Source organism: Curtobacterium sp. MCBA15_001 (genome assembly GCF_001864835.1).
In the GTDB taxonomy this organism is placed as follows: domain Bacteria; phylum Actinomycetota; class Actinomycetes; order Actinomycetales; family Microbacteriaceae; genus Curtobacterium.
In genome coordinates this window covers 41,561-56,961 of the sequence record NZ_MJGI01000002.1, presented here as the reverse complement: position 1 = coordinate 56,961, position 15,401 = coordinate 41,561, and the positions used below count along the sequence as shown (strand labels likewise).

13 protein-coding genes are annotated in these 15,401 nt (G+C 70.1%); 9 read left to right on the top strand and 4 right to left on the bottom strand.

All coding sequences use genetic code 11. The features are described from left to right. Positions 1–226: 226 nt before the first annotated feature. From BIU90_RS00305 to BIU90_RS00295, 3 genes are all read right to left on the bottom strand, one after another. The gene (locus BIU90_RS00305) at positions 227–796 is read right to left on the bottom strand and encodes a PH domain-containing protein (protein ID WP_071298246.1); all 570 of its coding nucleotides are present in this window, start codon (positions 794–796) and stop codon (positions 227–229) included. Between the two features lie 242 nt (positions 797–1,038). Beyond that, positions 1,039–1,518: a peroxiredoxin gene (locus BIU90_RS00300; protein ID WP_071298245.1), complete on the bottom strand. Its 480-nt coding sequence runs from the start codon at positions 1,516–1,518 to the stop codon at positions 1,039–1,041. 132 nt (positions 1,519–1,650) lie between these two features. Further along, a complete protein-coding gene (locus BIU90_RS00295) occupies positions 1,651–3,333 on the bottom strand; it encodes an ABC transporter family substrate-binding protein (protein ID WP_071298244.1) in 1,683 nt (560 codons plus the stop codon). Between the two features lie 143 nt (positions 3,334–3,476). Here BIU90_RS00295 and BIU90_RS00290 point away from each other — a divergent pair, with 143 nt between their 5' ends. The 3 genes from BIU90_RS00290 to BIU90_RS00280 are packed head-to-tail and all read left to right on the top strand — an operon-like array spanning position 3,477 to position 7,768. Beyond that, the gene (locus BIU90_RS00290) at positions 3,477–4,460 is read left to right on the top strand and encodes an ABC transporter permease (RefSeq protein WP_071298243.1); all 984 of its coding nucleotides are present in this window, start codon (positions 3,477–3,479) and stop codon (positions 4,458–4,460) included. A 1-nt stretch (position 4,461) separates the two neighbouring features. Continuing rightward, entirely contained in the window at positions 4,462–5,472 is a 1,011-nt protein-coding gene (locus BIU90_RS00285; RefSeq protein WP_083403558.1) for an ABC transporter permease, read from the top strand. Between the two features lie 28 nt (positions 5,473–5,500). After that, positions 5,501–7,768: an ABC transporter ATP-binding protein gene (locus BIU90_RS00280; protein ID WP_071298242.1), complete on the top strand. Its 2,268-nt coding sequence runs from the start codon at positions 5,501–5,503 to the stop codon at positions 7,766–7,768. Positions 7,769–7,855: 87 nt separating this feature from the next. Here the strand turns inward: BIU90_RS00280 and BIU90_RS00275 are convergent, their stop codons facing one another. Continuing rightward, a complete protein-coding gene (locus BIU90_RS00275) occupies positions 7,856–8,605 on the bottom strand; it encodes a CPBP family intramembrane glutamic endopeptidase (protein ID WP_071298241.1) in 750 nt (249 codons plus the stop codon). A gap of 132 nt (positions 8,606–8,737) precedes the next feature. Between BIU90_RS00275 and typA the strand changes: the two genes are divergently transcribed. The 6 genes from typA (at position 8,738) to dapC (ending at position 15,328) form a co-directional block, all read left to right on the top strand. Beyond that, positions 8,738–10,660, top strand: coding sequence for a translational GTPase TypA (gene typA / locus BIU90_RS00270; protein WP_071298240.1), 1,923 nt, complete (start codon positions 8,738–8,740; stop codon positions 10,658–10,660). Positions 10,661–10,709: 49 nt separating this feature from the next. Beyond that, positions 10,710–11,900, top strand: coding sequence for an amidohydrolase (locus BIU90_RS00265; protein WP_071298310.1), 1,191 nt, complete (start codon positions 10,710–10,712; stop codon positions 11,898–11,900). Between the two features lie 117 nt (positions 11,901–12,017). After that, positions 12,018–12,563, top strand: a complete 546-nt coding sequence (locus BIU90_RS00260; protein ID WP_071298239.1) for a hypothetical protein — start codon at positions 12,018–12,020, stop codon at positions 12,561–12,563. A 19-nt stretch (positions 12,564–12,582) separates the two neighbouring features. Continuing rightward, the gene (locus BIU90_RS00255) at positions 12,583–13,842 is read left to right on the top strand and encodes a PIG-L family deacetylase (RefSeq protein WP_071298238.1); all 1,260 of its coding nucleotides are present in this window, start codon (positions 12,583–12,585) and stop codon (positions 13,840–13,842) included. Positions 13,843–13,878: 36 nt separating this feature from the next. Next, positions 13,879–14,196, top strand: coding sequence for a ferredoxin (gene fdxA, locus BIU90_RS00250; protein WP_065959672.1), 318 nt, complete (start codon positions 13,879–13,881; stop codon positions 14,194–14,196). A gap of 13 nt (positions 14,197–14,209) precedes the next feature. Then, the gene (dapC, locus tag BIU90_RS00245; RefSeq protein ID WP_071298237.1) at positions 14,210–15,328 is read left to right on the top strand and encodes a succinyldiaminopimelate transaminase; all 1,119 of its coding nucleotides are present in this window, start codon (positions 14,210–14,212) and stop codon (positions 15,326–15,328) included. Positions 15,329–15,401 lie beyond the last annotated feature (73 nt).

The following is a 15,401-nucleotide window of genomic DNA, read 5'->3' as shown; positions in this document are numbered from 1 at the left end:
CCGGGCATCGCGAGCGGGCGGAAGCGCGGAGTGGCCGGCGGCGCGACTGCGACACCTCGCCCGCTCGCGGGTGACGGGGCGGTGGCGCGGGTGACGAGGAGCGGGCGGACGGGTGCTGAGCGGGCGGAACGGCGGAGTGCGAGAGCGCGACACCGTGCAGAAACGCCCGCTCGGCGTGGGATGCGCACCGCCAGGCAGTCCGCCAGCGTCGGGGGAGCGAGTGGGACTACAGGCGCGCGGCAGCCATGGACGCGGCGATGCCGAGGATGATCATCGCGAGGATCGACCAGCCGTGCACCCTGTGGACGATCGGCAGCGCGGCCACGGTCGCCGGAGGCGGGCCGTCCTGCGCGGCCGCCACGGGGACCCGGGCGAGCACCTCAGCAGCCGCGGTGTCGACGGTTGCCGGCACCGAGCCTCCCGGCCGGTCGATCCGCAGCCGCGCCGTCGGACGCGGCGCGATCCAGGTGCGGCGGTCGGGTTCGGTGGACTGGACCTCGAGGCCGTACTTCGTCCGGACGCCGGCGACCCGCGGCCAGGCGTAGGACGAGGTCCGGCGGACGTCGACCACGACGAGGGCGTCGTGCGTGAGCTCGAGGCGCGGACGCCAGAGCACGGCCCAGGCGACGAACGCGATGCACGCACTCGGGACCGGGACGAGCCACGCGGACGTCTGACCGCGCACGACGAAGCCGAGCACCAGGAGTACGACGGCGACGACCCACAGTGCGACGGCGAGGGTCCGCATCCCGGGGGCGACGATCCGTGTGGTGTCGGGTCCGGGGGAGGCGCTCATCCTGCAATCGTAGGAGTACGGCAACCGGAGGAGCGCAGCACGGGCGAGTCCGGTTCGGGCGAGTGCCTCCCCGGGGACGCCTGCCGAGCGGACGTGAAACGCCTTGCGCGTACCAGCTGGCGACCCGATTCCCCGGGGAGACAAGCCCTTTCGGGACCTCTCGTACCCACGATGGTCCTGGACCCCAGTTCGGGTGTCAATACCTCAGATCGAGAAACTTGCCGGTACGACACGCCGAAGGGTCACGCGACCAGCTGCTCGATCTGTGCGCGGATCGCGGCGGCCTTCGGGAAGCGCAGACCCACGAGTCCGACGTGGCGCCAGCGGAGGATCCCGTCCGGCCCGATCACGAAGACGGATCGACGCAGACCGAGCCCTGGCACGTGGACGCCGTAGTCACGGACGACCGCGCTGGCGATGTCGCTGAGCAGCGGGAACGTGAGCGACGCGCCGCGGGCGAAGGTCTCGTGCGAGTCCAACGCCTGCGGGCTGATGCCCCACACGACGGCGCCCAGATCGTCGAAGTCGTCGAGCTCCTGCTGGTAGCTGCAGAGCTGGGCCGTGCACACCGGAGTCGCATCGCCGGGGTAGAACGCCAGCACGACGGTGCGGCCGTACTCGGACGCCAGGTCGTACTCGGCGTCCGAACGCACGCCGTCACGGATGATCATGCCCGGGAGGGTGAACGTCGGTGCCGGGTCACCGACCGCGGGGATGCTCATGGGCACACGGTAGGACCCGGGCATGTGCCCCGACCGACGGCGCGCTGCACGGCACCCGGGAACCGGGAGCCCGCACCGAGCACGACGGGGCCGGACGCGCGGTGCGTCCGACCCCGTGGTGTGCTGCTGGTGCTACTTGGTGAAGCCGACCTTGGTCCAGTCGATGTTCTGTGCTCCCGCGAAGGCGCCGTAGTTGGCGAGCTTCGGGTTCTGCGCGACGAGCGCGGGCTTGGCGGTGATCGGCATGGAGTGCCCGATCGCCCAGACCTGCTTGTCGATCTTGTTCCAGATGACGTTGGCCTTGTCCGAGTCGGGCTCGGAGAGGGCCTGCTTCGTCAGCGTGTCGATCGTGCTCGAGCTGACGCGGCCGTAGTTCTGGCCGACGTCACCCGACGTGTAGATCGTCGCGCTGCTGGAGTGGAAGCCGGTGCCACCCCAGACGAAGATCGTCATGTCGTAGTTGCCCGGCGTGACGTACTGGGTGAAGAAGTCGTCGGTGGCGACGGACTTCAGCGTGAGCTTCACGCCGATCTCCTTCAGCTGCTGCTGCATGACCTGCGCCAACTGCTGCGAGGTCGGGGCACCGGACGGGATCGTGATGGCGATCGCGAGCTGTTTGCCGTCCTTGGTGCGGTAGGTGCCGTCGGTCTTCCACCCGTCGTCGTCGAGGATCTTCTTCGCCTTCTCGACGTCGAAGGTGGCGTTCGGGTCGATGTTCGACTTGTAGCCCTTGTCCGTGGACAGGAACAGGTGGTTGTCGAGCGTGCCGAGCTTGTAGGGGAGTGTCCCGCCGATGACCTGCGCCAGGGCGTCGCGGTTCACCGCGTGCTGGATCGCCAGACGGAGTTCCTTGTCCTTGAGCAGACCGTTCGTCGAGAAGTCGACGTGGGTGTACTGCGCGGACGTCGAGGCGAGGATCTTCGTGTTCTTCGCGTTCTTGACGCGGTCGAAGCGCTCCGACGTCGTCGTGAGGACGGAGTCGATCTCCTTGTTCAGGTACGCGTCCACGTCGGCGTTGCCGTCGAGCGAGCGGAAGATGACCTGGTCGAGCTTGGGCTTGTCACCCCACCAGTTCTCGTCCGGCTTCATCGTGACGGTGCCGGCGGTCTCGTTGAGGTCCGTGATCTTGTACGGACCGGAGGAGACCGGGACCTTGCCCTTGTAGTTGTTGTTGAACTGGTCGGGCGTGCTGGTCTGGCTGGCCGGGTAGAGCGGGCTGAACAGCGACTTCCAGTCGGAGAACGGGGTGGCGAACTTCACCACGACGTCCTGCTCGGTGGCACCCTGGGTGACGGAGTCGATGTCCTCGTACCCGGTGGACCCTGCGATCAGGTAGTCCTTGTCGGTGCCGTTGGTGGTCTTCCACTCGTTCTCGAAGTCACGCCACGTGATCGGCGAACCGTCGTTCCACTTCGCCTTGTCGTTGATCGTGTACTCGATCGTGAGCGGGTCCTGGCTGGTGACCTCGGCTTTGGACACGTAGTCCGTGTCCAGCGTCGGGGCGCCCTTGCCGTCGATCGTGTAGATGAACGGCATCGTCGCCTGTTCGATCGTCGAGGCGTCGACCAGCGGTCCGTCGACCTGGTTGTAGTTCCACTGCGAGACCCACTGCGAGATCGGCAGACGGAGCGTGCCGCCGTCCTGCAGGTCCGAGACCGGCTGCGCGTTGATCTGCGCCGAGGTCGGCAGGGTCTTCTTGCCGGAGTCGCTCGAGCTGGAGCCACCGGAGCCGCCGGATCCGCCGGAGCAGCCCGTGACGGCGAGTGCGATCCCGGCGAGGGCCGCCGTCACCGCGAGGAATTTCCCGTGCTTCATTGTGTTCCCCTCGTGAAGTTGGGACTCACCTTATGACCCTCCCGCGGGGGTGAGAGAACATTTCGCGTTCGAACCATCAATCGTTACCCGGCCGGACGGTCCGCGTGATCTGCCGGAAACAATCGGGGTCGTAAGGTGTCGGAATGATCCGCTTCCTGGCGCGTCGATTCGTGTACTACGTCGTGCTCGTCTTCATCGCGACCTCGCTGACCTACTTCCTGGCGTCAGCCACGTTCAGTCCCCGCTCCGTGTACGCGCAGCGCAACCCGGCGCCCTCGGCACAGGTCATCGACGCCAAGCTCGACGACATCGGCGTCAACGACAAGACGCCGGTCGTCATCCGGTACACGCACTGGCTCGGGGACGTCGTGCACGGCGACCTCGGCCAGACGATCCAGGACCGTTCGGTGAACGAGCAGTTCTTCCCGCGGCTGGGGGTGAGTCTCCGGCTGCTCCTGGTGGGGTCGGTCGCCGGCATCCTGCTCGGGGTGCTGCTCGGCGTCTGGAACGCGATCCGGCAGTACAAGATCTCCGACCGGGTGAGTGCGGCGATCTCGATCATCCTGTTCTCCACACCCGTGTTCCTGACGGCGGTCTTCCTGAAGATCGGGGCGACGAAGCTCAACCAGGACGCGGGCAGCCAGATCATCAACTTCACGGGTGAGGCCACCCCGGGGCTCGACGGGTCGGCATGGACGCTCCTGCTCGACCGCGGCGCGCACCTGCTGTTGCCGACGATCTCGATCGCGGTGGGGTTGATCGCGATCTACAGCCGGTACCAACGCGCGACGATGCTCGACGTGCTCGGCTCGGACTTCCTGCGGACGGCACGGGCGAAGGGGCTCACCCGCGGTCGGGCCACCTTCAAGCACGGGCTCCGAACGGCGCTCATCCCGATGACGACACTGTTCGCCTACGGGTTCCTCGGGATCCTGACCGGCGCGACCCTGACCGAGAAGATCTTCGCGTGGAACGGGTTGGGGTCCTGGTTCATCGACGCGGTGAACAACAACGACGTCAACGTCGTGACGGCGTACACGCTGTTCGCGGCCGTGGTGGTGCTGATCGCCGGGTTCCTGGCCGACGTCGCCACCGCCGCACTCGACCCGCGCGTCCGGAGGGCCTGACATGACCGACACCCGCATCGAGCCCGTCGACCCGACGCTCGTCGCCCGGAGCGACACCCCGGCCCGCGCCGTCCGGCAGGGCAACCGCTTCACGCAGACCGCCCGACGCCTGTTCATGAACCGGGGCGCCGGCGTCGGCACGATCGTGGTGCTGCTGCTGTTCGCCTTCGCCTTCATCGGCCCGCTGGTCAGCCCGTGGCAGTACTCGCAGATCGACTACACGTCCTTCACCCGACCGCCGAGCGCCGCGCACTGGTTCGGGACGAACAACATCGGGCAGGACGTCTTCGCGCAGACCGCCCGCGGGATGCAGAAGAGCCTGCTCATCGGCCTGCTCGTCGCCGTGTTCTCGACCGCCATCGCCGCGATCACCGGCGCTGCCGCCGGGTACTTCGGCGGCTGGGTCGACCGGATCGTGATGTTCTTCGTCGACATGCTGCTCGTGCTGCCGTCGTTCCTCATCATCGCGATCATCAGCCCGCGCATCCAGAACGCCGGCTGGATCGTCCTCGTGGTGCTCATCACCGTGTTCGGCTGGATGATCACCGCGCGGGTGGTCCGGTCGATGACGCTGTCCGTCAAGGAGCGCGAGTTCGTCCGAGCCGCCCGCTACATGGGGATCGGCCCGTTCCGGATCATCTTCCGGCACGTGCTGCCGAACGTGGCCTCGTTCCTCATCATCGACGGCACGATCCAGGTCGCGACCGCGGTGCTCGGTGAGACCACCCTGAGCTACTTCGGCTTCGGCGTGCAGGCGCCCGACGTCTCGCTCGGCACCCTGATCGCCCAGAACCAGGACAACGCGCTGACCAGCCCGTGGCTGTTCTACTTCGCAGCGGGTGCCCTGGTGGTCTTCGCGATCGCCGCGAACCTGATCGGTGACGGTCTGCGGGACGCCCTCGACCCGACGTCCACGACCGGCAAGCGTCAGAAGCGGAACCGTCGTCGCGACCAGAACCAGGCGGCCGTCGACGTGGCCGCGTTGAACACCCAGGCCGGAGCGGGCGCATGACCGCCGCACCGGGAACCGGAGCGGGCGCATGAGCACCGAAGCAACGACACCGACCCGCTCGACGGGCACCGACACCGACACGATCCTGCGCGTCCGCGACCTGCACGTCCGCTTCCCGACGCCGCGGGGCGAGGTGCACGCCGTCCGCGGCGTCGACCTCGAACTGCGGCGCGGCGAGGTCCTCGGCATCGTGGGGGAGTCCGGCTCGGGCAAGTCCGTCACGAGCCTGGCCGTCCTCGGGCTGCTGCCGGACACCACGCGGGTGGACGGCTCGATCGAGCTCGACGGCGAGCAGCTGGTCGGCCGGAGCGACAAGCAGATGAGCCGACTGCGCGGCGCGAAGGTCGCGATGGTCTTCCAGGACCCGCTGTCCGCGTTCACGCCGGTGTACACGATCGGCGAGCAGATCGCCGAGACCGTCCGCATCCACCGCGGTGGCACGAAGCAGCAGGCCCGGGCCCGGGCGATCGAGCTGCTCCAGCTCGTCGGCATCCCCCAGGCCGACACCCGGGTCGACGCCTTCCCGCACGAGTTCTCCGGTGGCATGCGGCAGCGCGCGATGATCGCGATGGCGATGGCCAACGACCCCGAGGTCATCCTGGCCGACGAGCCGACGACGGCGCTCGACGTGACGATCCAGGCGCAGATCATCGACGTGCTGCGGACCGCGCAACGCGAGACCGGTGCCGCGCTCGTGTTCGTCAGCCACGACCTCGGCGTGATCGCCGGGATCGCGGACCGGATCGCGGTGATGTACGCCGGCCGGATCGTCGAGACCGCCAGCGCCGTGGATCTGTTCGCCCGTCCCCGCATGCCCTACACGATCGGTCTGATCGGGGCGCTGCCCCGGCTGGACGAGTCGACCGGAGGGCCGCTCGTGCCGATCCCGGGATCACCGCCGTCGCTGATCGGCCTGCCTGACGCCTGCCCGTTCGCCGACCGGTGCCCGCTGGTTGCCGACGTCTGCCGCGGGACCGAGCCAGCCCTCCGCGTGCTCGACGTCGCGACCGGCCGACCGGCCGAAACCACGAGCACCGGCACGAACGCAGCAACCGGGACGTCCCCAACAACCAGCACGAACGCAACAACCGGCACGAACGCAGCCACCGGTACCGGCACCGGCACGAACCCGAGCAACAGCGCCGGCACCGCGACCCCGCACGCCGCCGCCTGCCACCGCACCGACGAGGTCGCAGCGGCCCACGCCGACGCCGGCGCGATCTTCCACCTCCCGGAGATCGACGCCGTCCCGACCGCGCACGTCCCGCGCGCGGACCGGACCCCCGTCGTGCAGGTCGAGGGCCTGACGAAGACCTTCCCGCTCGTCAAGGGCGCCGTGTTCCGCCGCAAGGTCGGCGAGGTCTTCGCCGTCGACGGGGTCGACCTGGACATCCGGCAGGGCGAGACGCTCGGCCTGGTGGGGGAGTCCGGATCGGGCAAGTCCACGACGCTGCACCAGCTCATGGACCTCGAGGCGCCGGAGCACGGCTCGGTCGAGCTCTTCGGCGCCCCGGTGGACACGAGCAAGAGCGGGGCGCGGGCGCTGCGCAAGCGGATCTCGATGGTGTTCCAGGACCCGGCCGCCAGCCTCGACCCGCGCATGAGCATCCACGACGTGGTCGCCGAACCGCTCCGCGCGGTGGGCGCCAGTGCCGACCGGATCCAGGATCGCGTGCCCGAGCTGCTCGAACTCGTCGGACTGCGGCCGTCCGAGGCGGACCGCTACCCGCACGAGTTCTCCGGCGGCCAGCGGCAGCGCATCTCGATCGCCCGGGCGCTCGCGACCGAGCCCGAGCTCGTCGTCCTCGACGAACCGGTCTCGGCGCTCGACGTCTCGATCCAGGCCGGCGTGCTCAACCTGCTCGCCGACCTCAAGGCCCGACTGGGACTGTCGTACCTGTTCGTCTCGCACGACCTGTCCGTGATCCGGCACGTCGCGGACCGGGTCAGCGTGATGTACCTCGGCCGCACCGTCGAGGAAGGGGCGGTCGACGAGGTCTTCGAACGCCCGATGCACCCCTACACGGCAGCGCTCATGTCGGCCGTCCCGGTGCCGGACCCGGTCCTCGAGCGGAGCCGGACGACGATCCTGCTGCCCGGCGACCCGCCCAGCCCGACCGAGCGGCAGACCGGATGCCGCTTCCGGTCGCGGTGCCCGCTCTACGCGATGCTGCCGGACGCCGACAAACGCCGCTGCCAGCAGGAGGTCCCGGAGAAGGCCGCACACCGCGGCGGATCGGTGGACCACCGGGCCGCGTGCCACTACCCGGAGCGGGTCGCGACGCTCGTCGCGTAGCCGACGACAGACGGACGGGAGGCCCGGTGCCAGCTGGCACCGGGCCTCCCGTCCGTCATGTGGTCTCGGCAGACCGCGCACCGCGGCCTACGAGAACAGCTGCGGGAACGCGTGTGCCACGAACGGGTACCCGACGAACACGGCCGCGTCGAGCAGGCAGTGCGTGACGATGAGCGGCATCAGCCGTCCCCACTTCGTGTAGATCCAGCCGAACACGATGCCCATCACCGCGTTGCCGACGAACGCTCCGAAGCCCTGGTACAGGTGGTAGCTGCCGCGCAGCAGCGCCGTCGACAGGATGACCTGCCACCGCCCCCACCCGAGCTCGCCGAGCCGCCGGTACAGGTAGCCGATGACGATGACCTCCTCCTGCAGGCCGGACCGGATCGCCGACAGCAGCAGCACGGGGACGGTCCACCAGTACGAGCCGAGCGCCGCGGGGTCCACGTCCACCGTGAAGCCCATCGCCCGCCCGGTGAAGTAGAGGGCGAGCCCGGGGATCCCGATGCCGAGCGCGATGAGCACCGGCAGGCCCAGGTCGGTCCGCACCCGGAACCGGTCGATGCCGAGCGCGCCGAGGTGCGGGCGAGTCGTCCGCCAGAGGAGGTAGCAGACCAGCGCGACCGGAGCCAGGTCGACCGCGATGCCCACGAGCTGCCGCGCGAGGTCGACGTACTGCACGGTCGTGGTCGACGTGTTGAGCGCGGTGGACTGCTGCCCGAGCGGGGTCGTCTGCGACAGGTCGTCGATGATCTGCAGCACCGAGTACAGGGCGCTGCCACCGAGCGAGAGCAGCAGGACGATGGTGATCTCGACCCACGTTCGCCGTCGGCTCATCTGGTGGACTCCTGAGGGTTGCGGACTACCGGTAGACTGGTGTGTCGGGCGTTCTGCCCACGGGTGCGGTGCGGTCGAACCACTGTTCGACCACTGGCCCGACACTCTCCCAGAATCTGAAGGATGTCCTGTATGGCGCTCGCCACCCGGTCCGACCTGCGCAACGTCGCCATCGTGGCACACGTCGACCACGGCAAGACCACCCTCGTCGACGCGATGCTCACGCAGACCAACTCGTTCGACGCCCACTTCGAGGGCGAAGACCGCATGATGGACTCGAACGACCTCGAGCGCGAGAAGGGCATCACGATCCTCGCGAAGAACACGTCGGTGCTCTACAACGGCAAGCACGCGACCGAGTTCGGCGCGGACGGCCCCATCACGATCAACGTCATCGACACCCCCGGCCACGCCGACTTCGGTGGGGAAGTCGAGCGCGGCCTGTCCATGGTCGACGGTGTCGTCCTGCTCGTCGACGCGTCCGAGGGCCCGTTGCCCCAGACCCGCTTCGTGCTCCGCAAGGCGCTCGCCGCCAAGCTCCCGGTGATCCTGCTCGTCAACAAGACGGACCGCCCGGACTCCCGCATCGACGAGGTCGTCTCCGAGTCGCAGGACCTGCTGCTCGGCCTGGCCTCCGACCTGTCGGACGAGGTCGACGACCTCGACCTCGACGCGATCCTCGACGTGCCGGTGGTCTACGCCTCCGGCCGTGCCGGTGCCGCGTCGCGCAACAAGCCGGCCGACGGCTCACTGCCCGACAACGACGACCTCGAGCCGCTGTTCGAGGCGATCCTGCAGCACGTCCCGGCCCCGAAGTACGACGACGAGCACCCCCTGCAGGCGCACGTCACGAACCTCGACGCGTCGCCGTTCCTCGGTCGTCTGGCGCTCCTGCGCATCTTCCACGGCACCATGAAGAAGGGCCAGACGGTCGCGTGGGTCAAGCACGACGGCACCGTCGTCAACGCCCGCATCACCGAGCTCCTCATCACGAAGGCGCTCGACCGCTACCCGGCCGAGTCCGCGGGCCCCGGTGACATCGTCGCCGTCGCCGGCTTCGACACGATCACCATCGGTGAGACCCTGACCGACCCCGAGGACGTCCGGCCGCTGCCGACCATCACGGTCGACGACCCCGCGATCTCGATGACGATCGGCACGAACACCAGCCCGCTCGTGGGCAAGGTCAAGGGCCACAAGCTGACCGCCCGCATGGTCAAGGAGCGCCTCGACCGCGAGCTCGTCGGCAACGTCTCGCTCAAGGTCCTCGACATCGGCCGCCCCGACGCGTGGGAGGTCCAGGGCCGTGGTGAGCTCGCGCTCGCCATCCTGGTCGAGCAGATGCGTCGCGAGGGCTTCGAGCTCACCGTCGGCAAGCCGCAGGTCGTCACCAAGCGTGACGAGAACGGCAAGCTGCAGGAGCCGTACGAGCACATGACGATCGACACGCCAGAGGAGTACCTCGGCGCGATCACGCAGCTCATGGCCGCGCGCAAGGGCCGCATGGAGAACATGACGAACCACGGCACCGGCTGGGTGCGCATGGAGTTCATCGTCCCGTCGCGTGGCCTGATCGGCTTCCGCACCTCGTTCCTCACGGAGACCCGCGGCACCGGCATCGCCAACGCGATCTTCCACGGGTACGACGAGTGGGCCGGCGCGATCCAGACCCGCATCAACGGCTCGATCGTCTCCGACCGCTCGGGTGTGGTGACGCCCTTCGCGATCACCAACCTGCAGGAGCGCATGTCGTTCTTCGTCAACCCGACCGAAGAGGTCTACGAGGGCATGGTCATCGGCGAGAACTCGCGCGCCGACGACATGGACGTGAACATCACCAAGGAGAAGAAGCTCACCAACATGCGGTCGGCCAACGCCGACACCTTCGAGTCGATGACGCCGTCGCGTCAGCTCTCGTTGGAGGAGTGCCTCGAGTTCGCCCGCGAGGACGAGTGCGTCGAGGTCACCCCCGCCGCGGTGCGCATCCGCAAGGTCGAGCTCGACGCGTCGGCTCGCCAGCGCTCGTACGCCCGCCTGAAGCGCCAGGACGCGTAACACCCGCGCGGAGTTCGCGCTGAGGAGGTCGAGGGATACGGTGGATGCCGTGACTCTCGACCTCCTTGCGCTGTACCAGGACCTCCACGCCCACCCCGAGCTCGGCTTCCAGGAGCACCGGACCGCCGGGATCGTCGCCACCGAGCTCGAAGGGCTCGGGCTGGACGTCACGACGGGCATCGGCGGCACCGGTGTCGTCGGGGTCCTGACGAACGGCGCGGGGCCGGTCGTGTGGCTGCGCGCCGACATGGACGGTCTGCCGGTCGAGGAACAGACCGGACTGTCCTACGCCAGCACCCACCACGGCACCGACGAGACCGGCCACGAGGTCCCGACGATGCACGCCTGCGGGCACGACATCCACGTCACCTGGCTGCTCGGCACGCTCGAGCGCCTGGTCGCCACCCAGTCGGAGTGGCACGGCACCGTCGTCGCGGTGTTCCAGCCCGCCGAAGAGGTCATCTCCGGCGCCCGCGCGATGATCGACGACGGCCTGGTCGACCGCTTCCCGAAGCCCGACGTGGTCCTCGGCCAGCACTCGGCGCCCGCACCCGTCGGCATGGTCGCTGTGGGCTCCGGCCCCGTGATGGCGTCGAGCGACCGGCTGACGGTCACGTTCAACGGTCGCGGCGCGCACGGCTCCGCCCCGCAGGCCTCGCTCGACCCGGTCGTCACGGCAGCCTCGGCGGTCGTGCGGCTGCAGACGGTCGTCGCACGCGAGGTCGCCCCCAGCGACGCCGGGGTCGTCACGGTCGGCAGCTTCCACGCGGGCACCCGGGCGAACATCATCCCGGACAAGGCCGTCATCGAGATCTCCACGCGCGCCCGGAACGAGGACACGCGGGCCCGGATCATCGCGTCGATCGAGCGCATCGTGCACGCCGAGAGCGCCGCCGGCGGCCTGGACGCCCCGACCATCGAGCGTGCCCCGGGCGCGGACGTGCTCGTCAACGACTCGGCGAACGCGGCGAAGGTGCTCGACGCCGTCCGCCCCGTCGTGGCGAAGGCCGTCGACCTCGAGTCCGGGCTGGCCATGGCGTCCGAGGACGTCGGGCAGCTCGCCACCGCCGCGGGAGCTCCGATCGTGTACTGGTTCACCGGCATCACCGACCCCGAGCTCTTCCGCACCGGGGCGGACATCCCGAGCAACCACTCGCCGTTCTACGCGCCCCAGGCCGAGACGGCGATCCCGGTGGGCGTCGAGGCGCTCGTCGCGGCGGTCGGGGCCTACCTCCGGTGAGCACAGCCCTGCGCTGACGCGCGGACCGGACGGGAGGCCCTGGTCGCGCCCGGCAGGGACGTGACATTCCCAGGGAACTCAGGTCGGGCCTCCCGGCTGGTCGGTTACGGTCGCCGCATGCGTTCTTCCATCCGCACGCCACTCGTCGCCGCCGTCGCTGCCGGCATCGCCCTGGCCGGCCTGACCGGCTGCTCCAGTGAGTCGGTCAAGCAGGCCACGGACCTCGGGTCCTCGGTGGCCTCGAGCGTCAGCGAGGGCGTGCAGCACATCGACGGCAAGGCGATCGAGCAGGGCATGGCGAACGTCGCCGGCGGCATCGACGGCGCGCTCGACACGGCGCTCAAGGGCGCCGACGTGACCAGCGACGGCAAGGTGCCCGACGGCTTCCCGACCACGGCCGTGCCCCTGGTCGACGGGACCGTCCTGGGCGGTGGCACCGGTCCGAACGGCTCCGGGTGGGTCGTCCAGGTGCGGGCGTCCTCGGTCGACGACTTCGCGGGGGCGGCGCAGCAGCTCACCGACGCCGGGTTCACGGAGTCGGCCAAGCGTGCGGACGCCTCGAGCGCGTTCGGGATCTTCCGGAGCGACGACCACCGCGTCGTGCTGACGTTCTCGAAGGGGGACGGCGGCGCCACGGCGACGTACATCGTGACCCCGCGCTAGGCGAAGTACCCTGGGCGTGATGTCCAAGGCCTCCGCGACGCGCCCCGAGCGCGTGCTCCTCGTCCACGCCCACCCCGACGACGAGACCCTGTCGTCCGGCGGGACGATCGCGACCCTGCTCGAGCTCGGCGCCGAGGTGACGGTGCTGACGGCCACCCGCGGCGAACGCGGTGAGATGCTGACGCCCGCGCTGGCGCCGCTCGCGGGCAACGGGCCGCGGGTGGCCGCACACCGGGAGACCGAGATCCGTGCCGCACTCGCCGCGCTCGGCGGACCAGCGCACCTGTGGCTCGGGGGACCGGGCGCCCGCCCGACGGACCTGCCCGAACGGCGCTACTCCGACTCCGGCATGCAGTGGGGGCCCGACGGCCGCGCGGTCGCGGCCGACGACGCCCCGGCCGACTCGCTGACCGCCGCCGACCTGGGCGAGGTCGTGGACGACGTCCGTGCCGCGATCCGCTCGACGATGGCCGACGCCGTGGTGAGCTACGCCGACGACGGTGGCTACGGGCACCCCGACCACGTGCGCGTGCACCACGCGGCCCGGTACGCTGCCCGCGCCGAGGACGTCCCGTTCTCGATGATCGTCGACCCCGACTCGGCCGAGGGCACCGACCTGACGATCGACGTCCTGCCCGTGCGCGCGAAGGTCCGTGCGGCCGTCGAGCAGTACCGGTCGCAGGTCACCGTCGACCCGGTGGACCCCGCCGACCCGACCGCGCTGTCCTGGGTGATGCCGCACGGCGTCCGGCAGCACGCCCCCGCGGTGGAGGCCTTCCGCCACGACGCCCCACCCGTCGCGCCGGCGCCGGAGACCTACGCGGACATGTCCCCGGCGGGCAAGGTGACCTCGGTCGTCGTGGCGCTCGTGCTCGGGTTGCTCGCCGGTGGGCTCGGCACGATCACCCACCAGCAGACCCTCGGCGCCTTCCCGGTCGGCATGGTGCTGACGACCCTGATCGCCGCCGGGCTGACCGTCGGCGTGCGGTTGCTGTACCGCTCGCGTGCCATGGTCGCCGCGGTCGGGATCGGGATCATCGTCGCGACCCAGGTGCTCGTGTCCGTCGGCGGGCAGAGCTCACCCCTCGTGCTCGCGAACACCGCCGGGTACGTGTGGACCTTCGGGCCGGCCGTCATCGCGATGCTGGCGCTCGCGTGGCCCGACCTGTCCGGGATCCGGGCCGGTACAGGTGCAGGGGCGGGTGACGGCGCCAGCGCCGTCGGCAGCAAGGCGACGGGTGTCGCCGGGTCGTCACGCTCGTCCCAGCCGCACGAGTAGACTTCAGAGGCTCAGTTCGAAGGGAGCACCCCGACCGTGACCTACGTGATCGCCCAGCCCTGTGTCGACGTCAAGGACCGTGCGTGCATCGACGAGTGCCCCGTCGACTGCATCTACGAAGGCGACCGGTCGCTGTACATCCACCCGGACGAGTGCGTCGACTGCGGCGCCTGCGAACCGGTCTGCCCGGTCGAGGCCATCTACTACGAGGACGACCTGCCCGACCAGTGGGCGGACTACTACAAGGCGAACGTCGAGTTCTTCGACGAGGTCGGCTCCCCGGGCGGCGCCGCGAAGGTCGGCGTGATCCACAAGGACCACCCCGTCGTCCTGGCCGAGCCCCCGCGCGGCTGACCCGGTCCGTCCCGTGGCGCTCGACCTCCCCGACTTCCCCTGGGACCAGCTCGTCCCGTTCAAGCAGCGCGCTGCCGAGCACGAGGGTGGCATCGTCGACCTGAGCGTCGGTTCGCCGGTCGACCCGACCCCGTCGCTGGTCCGGACGGCCCTGGCCGAGGCCACCGATGCGCACGCCTACCCGCAGGTCGCCGGCACGCCTGCGCTGCGGCAGGCGATCGCCGACTGGTACGGCCGCCGCCACGGGGTCACGCTGACCGAGGACCAGACCCTGCCGACGATCGGCTCGAAGGAGTTCATCGCCGGGCTCGCGCTGTGGCTCGGCATCGGCCGTGGGGACACGGTCGTGTTCCCCGCCGCCGCGTACCCGACGTACGAACTCGGTGCGGCGCTCGTCGGTGCCACGGCCCTGGCGTCGGACGACCCGACCGCGTGGCCGTCGTCGACGCGGCTCGTGTGGCTGAACTCGCCGGGCAACCCCGACGGCCGGGTGCTCACGATCGAACAGCTCCGTGCGGCCGTGGCCCGGGCACGCGAACTCGGCGCGGTCGTCGTCGGTGACGAGTGCTACGCGGAGCTCGGCTGGGAACCGCCGTACGACACCGAGCCGACCCCGACGATCCTGGACCCGCGGGTCGTGGGCGACTCCGTCGACGGCGTGCTCAGCGTCTACTCGCTGTCGAAGCAGTCGAACCTGGCCGGGTACCGAGCCGCCTTCGTCGCCGGGGACGCGCGCCTGCTCGCCGAGGTCCTGGCGGTCCGCAAGCACACCGGCATGATGCCGCCGCTGCCCGTGCAGCAGGCGATGGTCGTCGCCCTGGCGGACACCGCCCATGTGCAGCAGCAGAAGGCGCGCTACCGTGCCCGTCGCGGCATGCTCCGCCGAGCGCTCGAGGGCGCCGGCTTCCGCATCGACCACAGCGAGGCCGGCCTGTACCTGTGGGCCACCCGCGGCGAACCGGCGCTCGACACCGTCGCCTGGTTGGCCGATCGGGGCATCCTGGTCGCGCCGGGCACCTTCTACGGCACGGCCGGCGGCGAACACGTCCGGGTCGCGCTCACCGCCACCGACGAACGGATCGCCGCCGCGGCTCAACGGCTGACGAGCGGTCGGCGGCTCGCCGGGGCGTGACGCGACGCCCGGACCGCACGGCCGCTAGTCGTGGTTCCCACCAACTCTTCATCCTCCGGGTGTGCACGAGCGA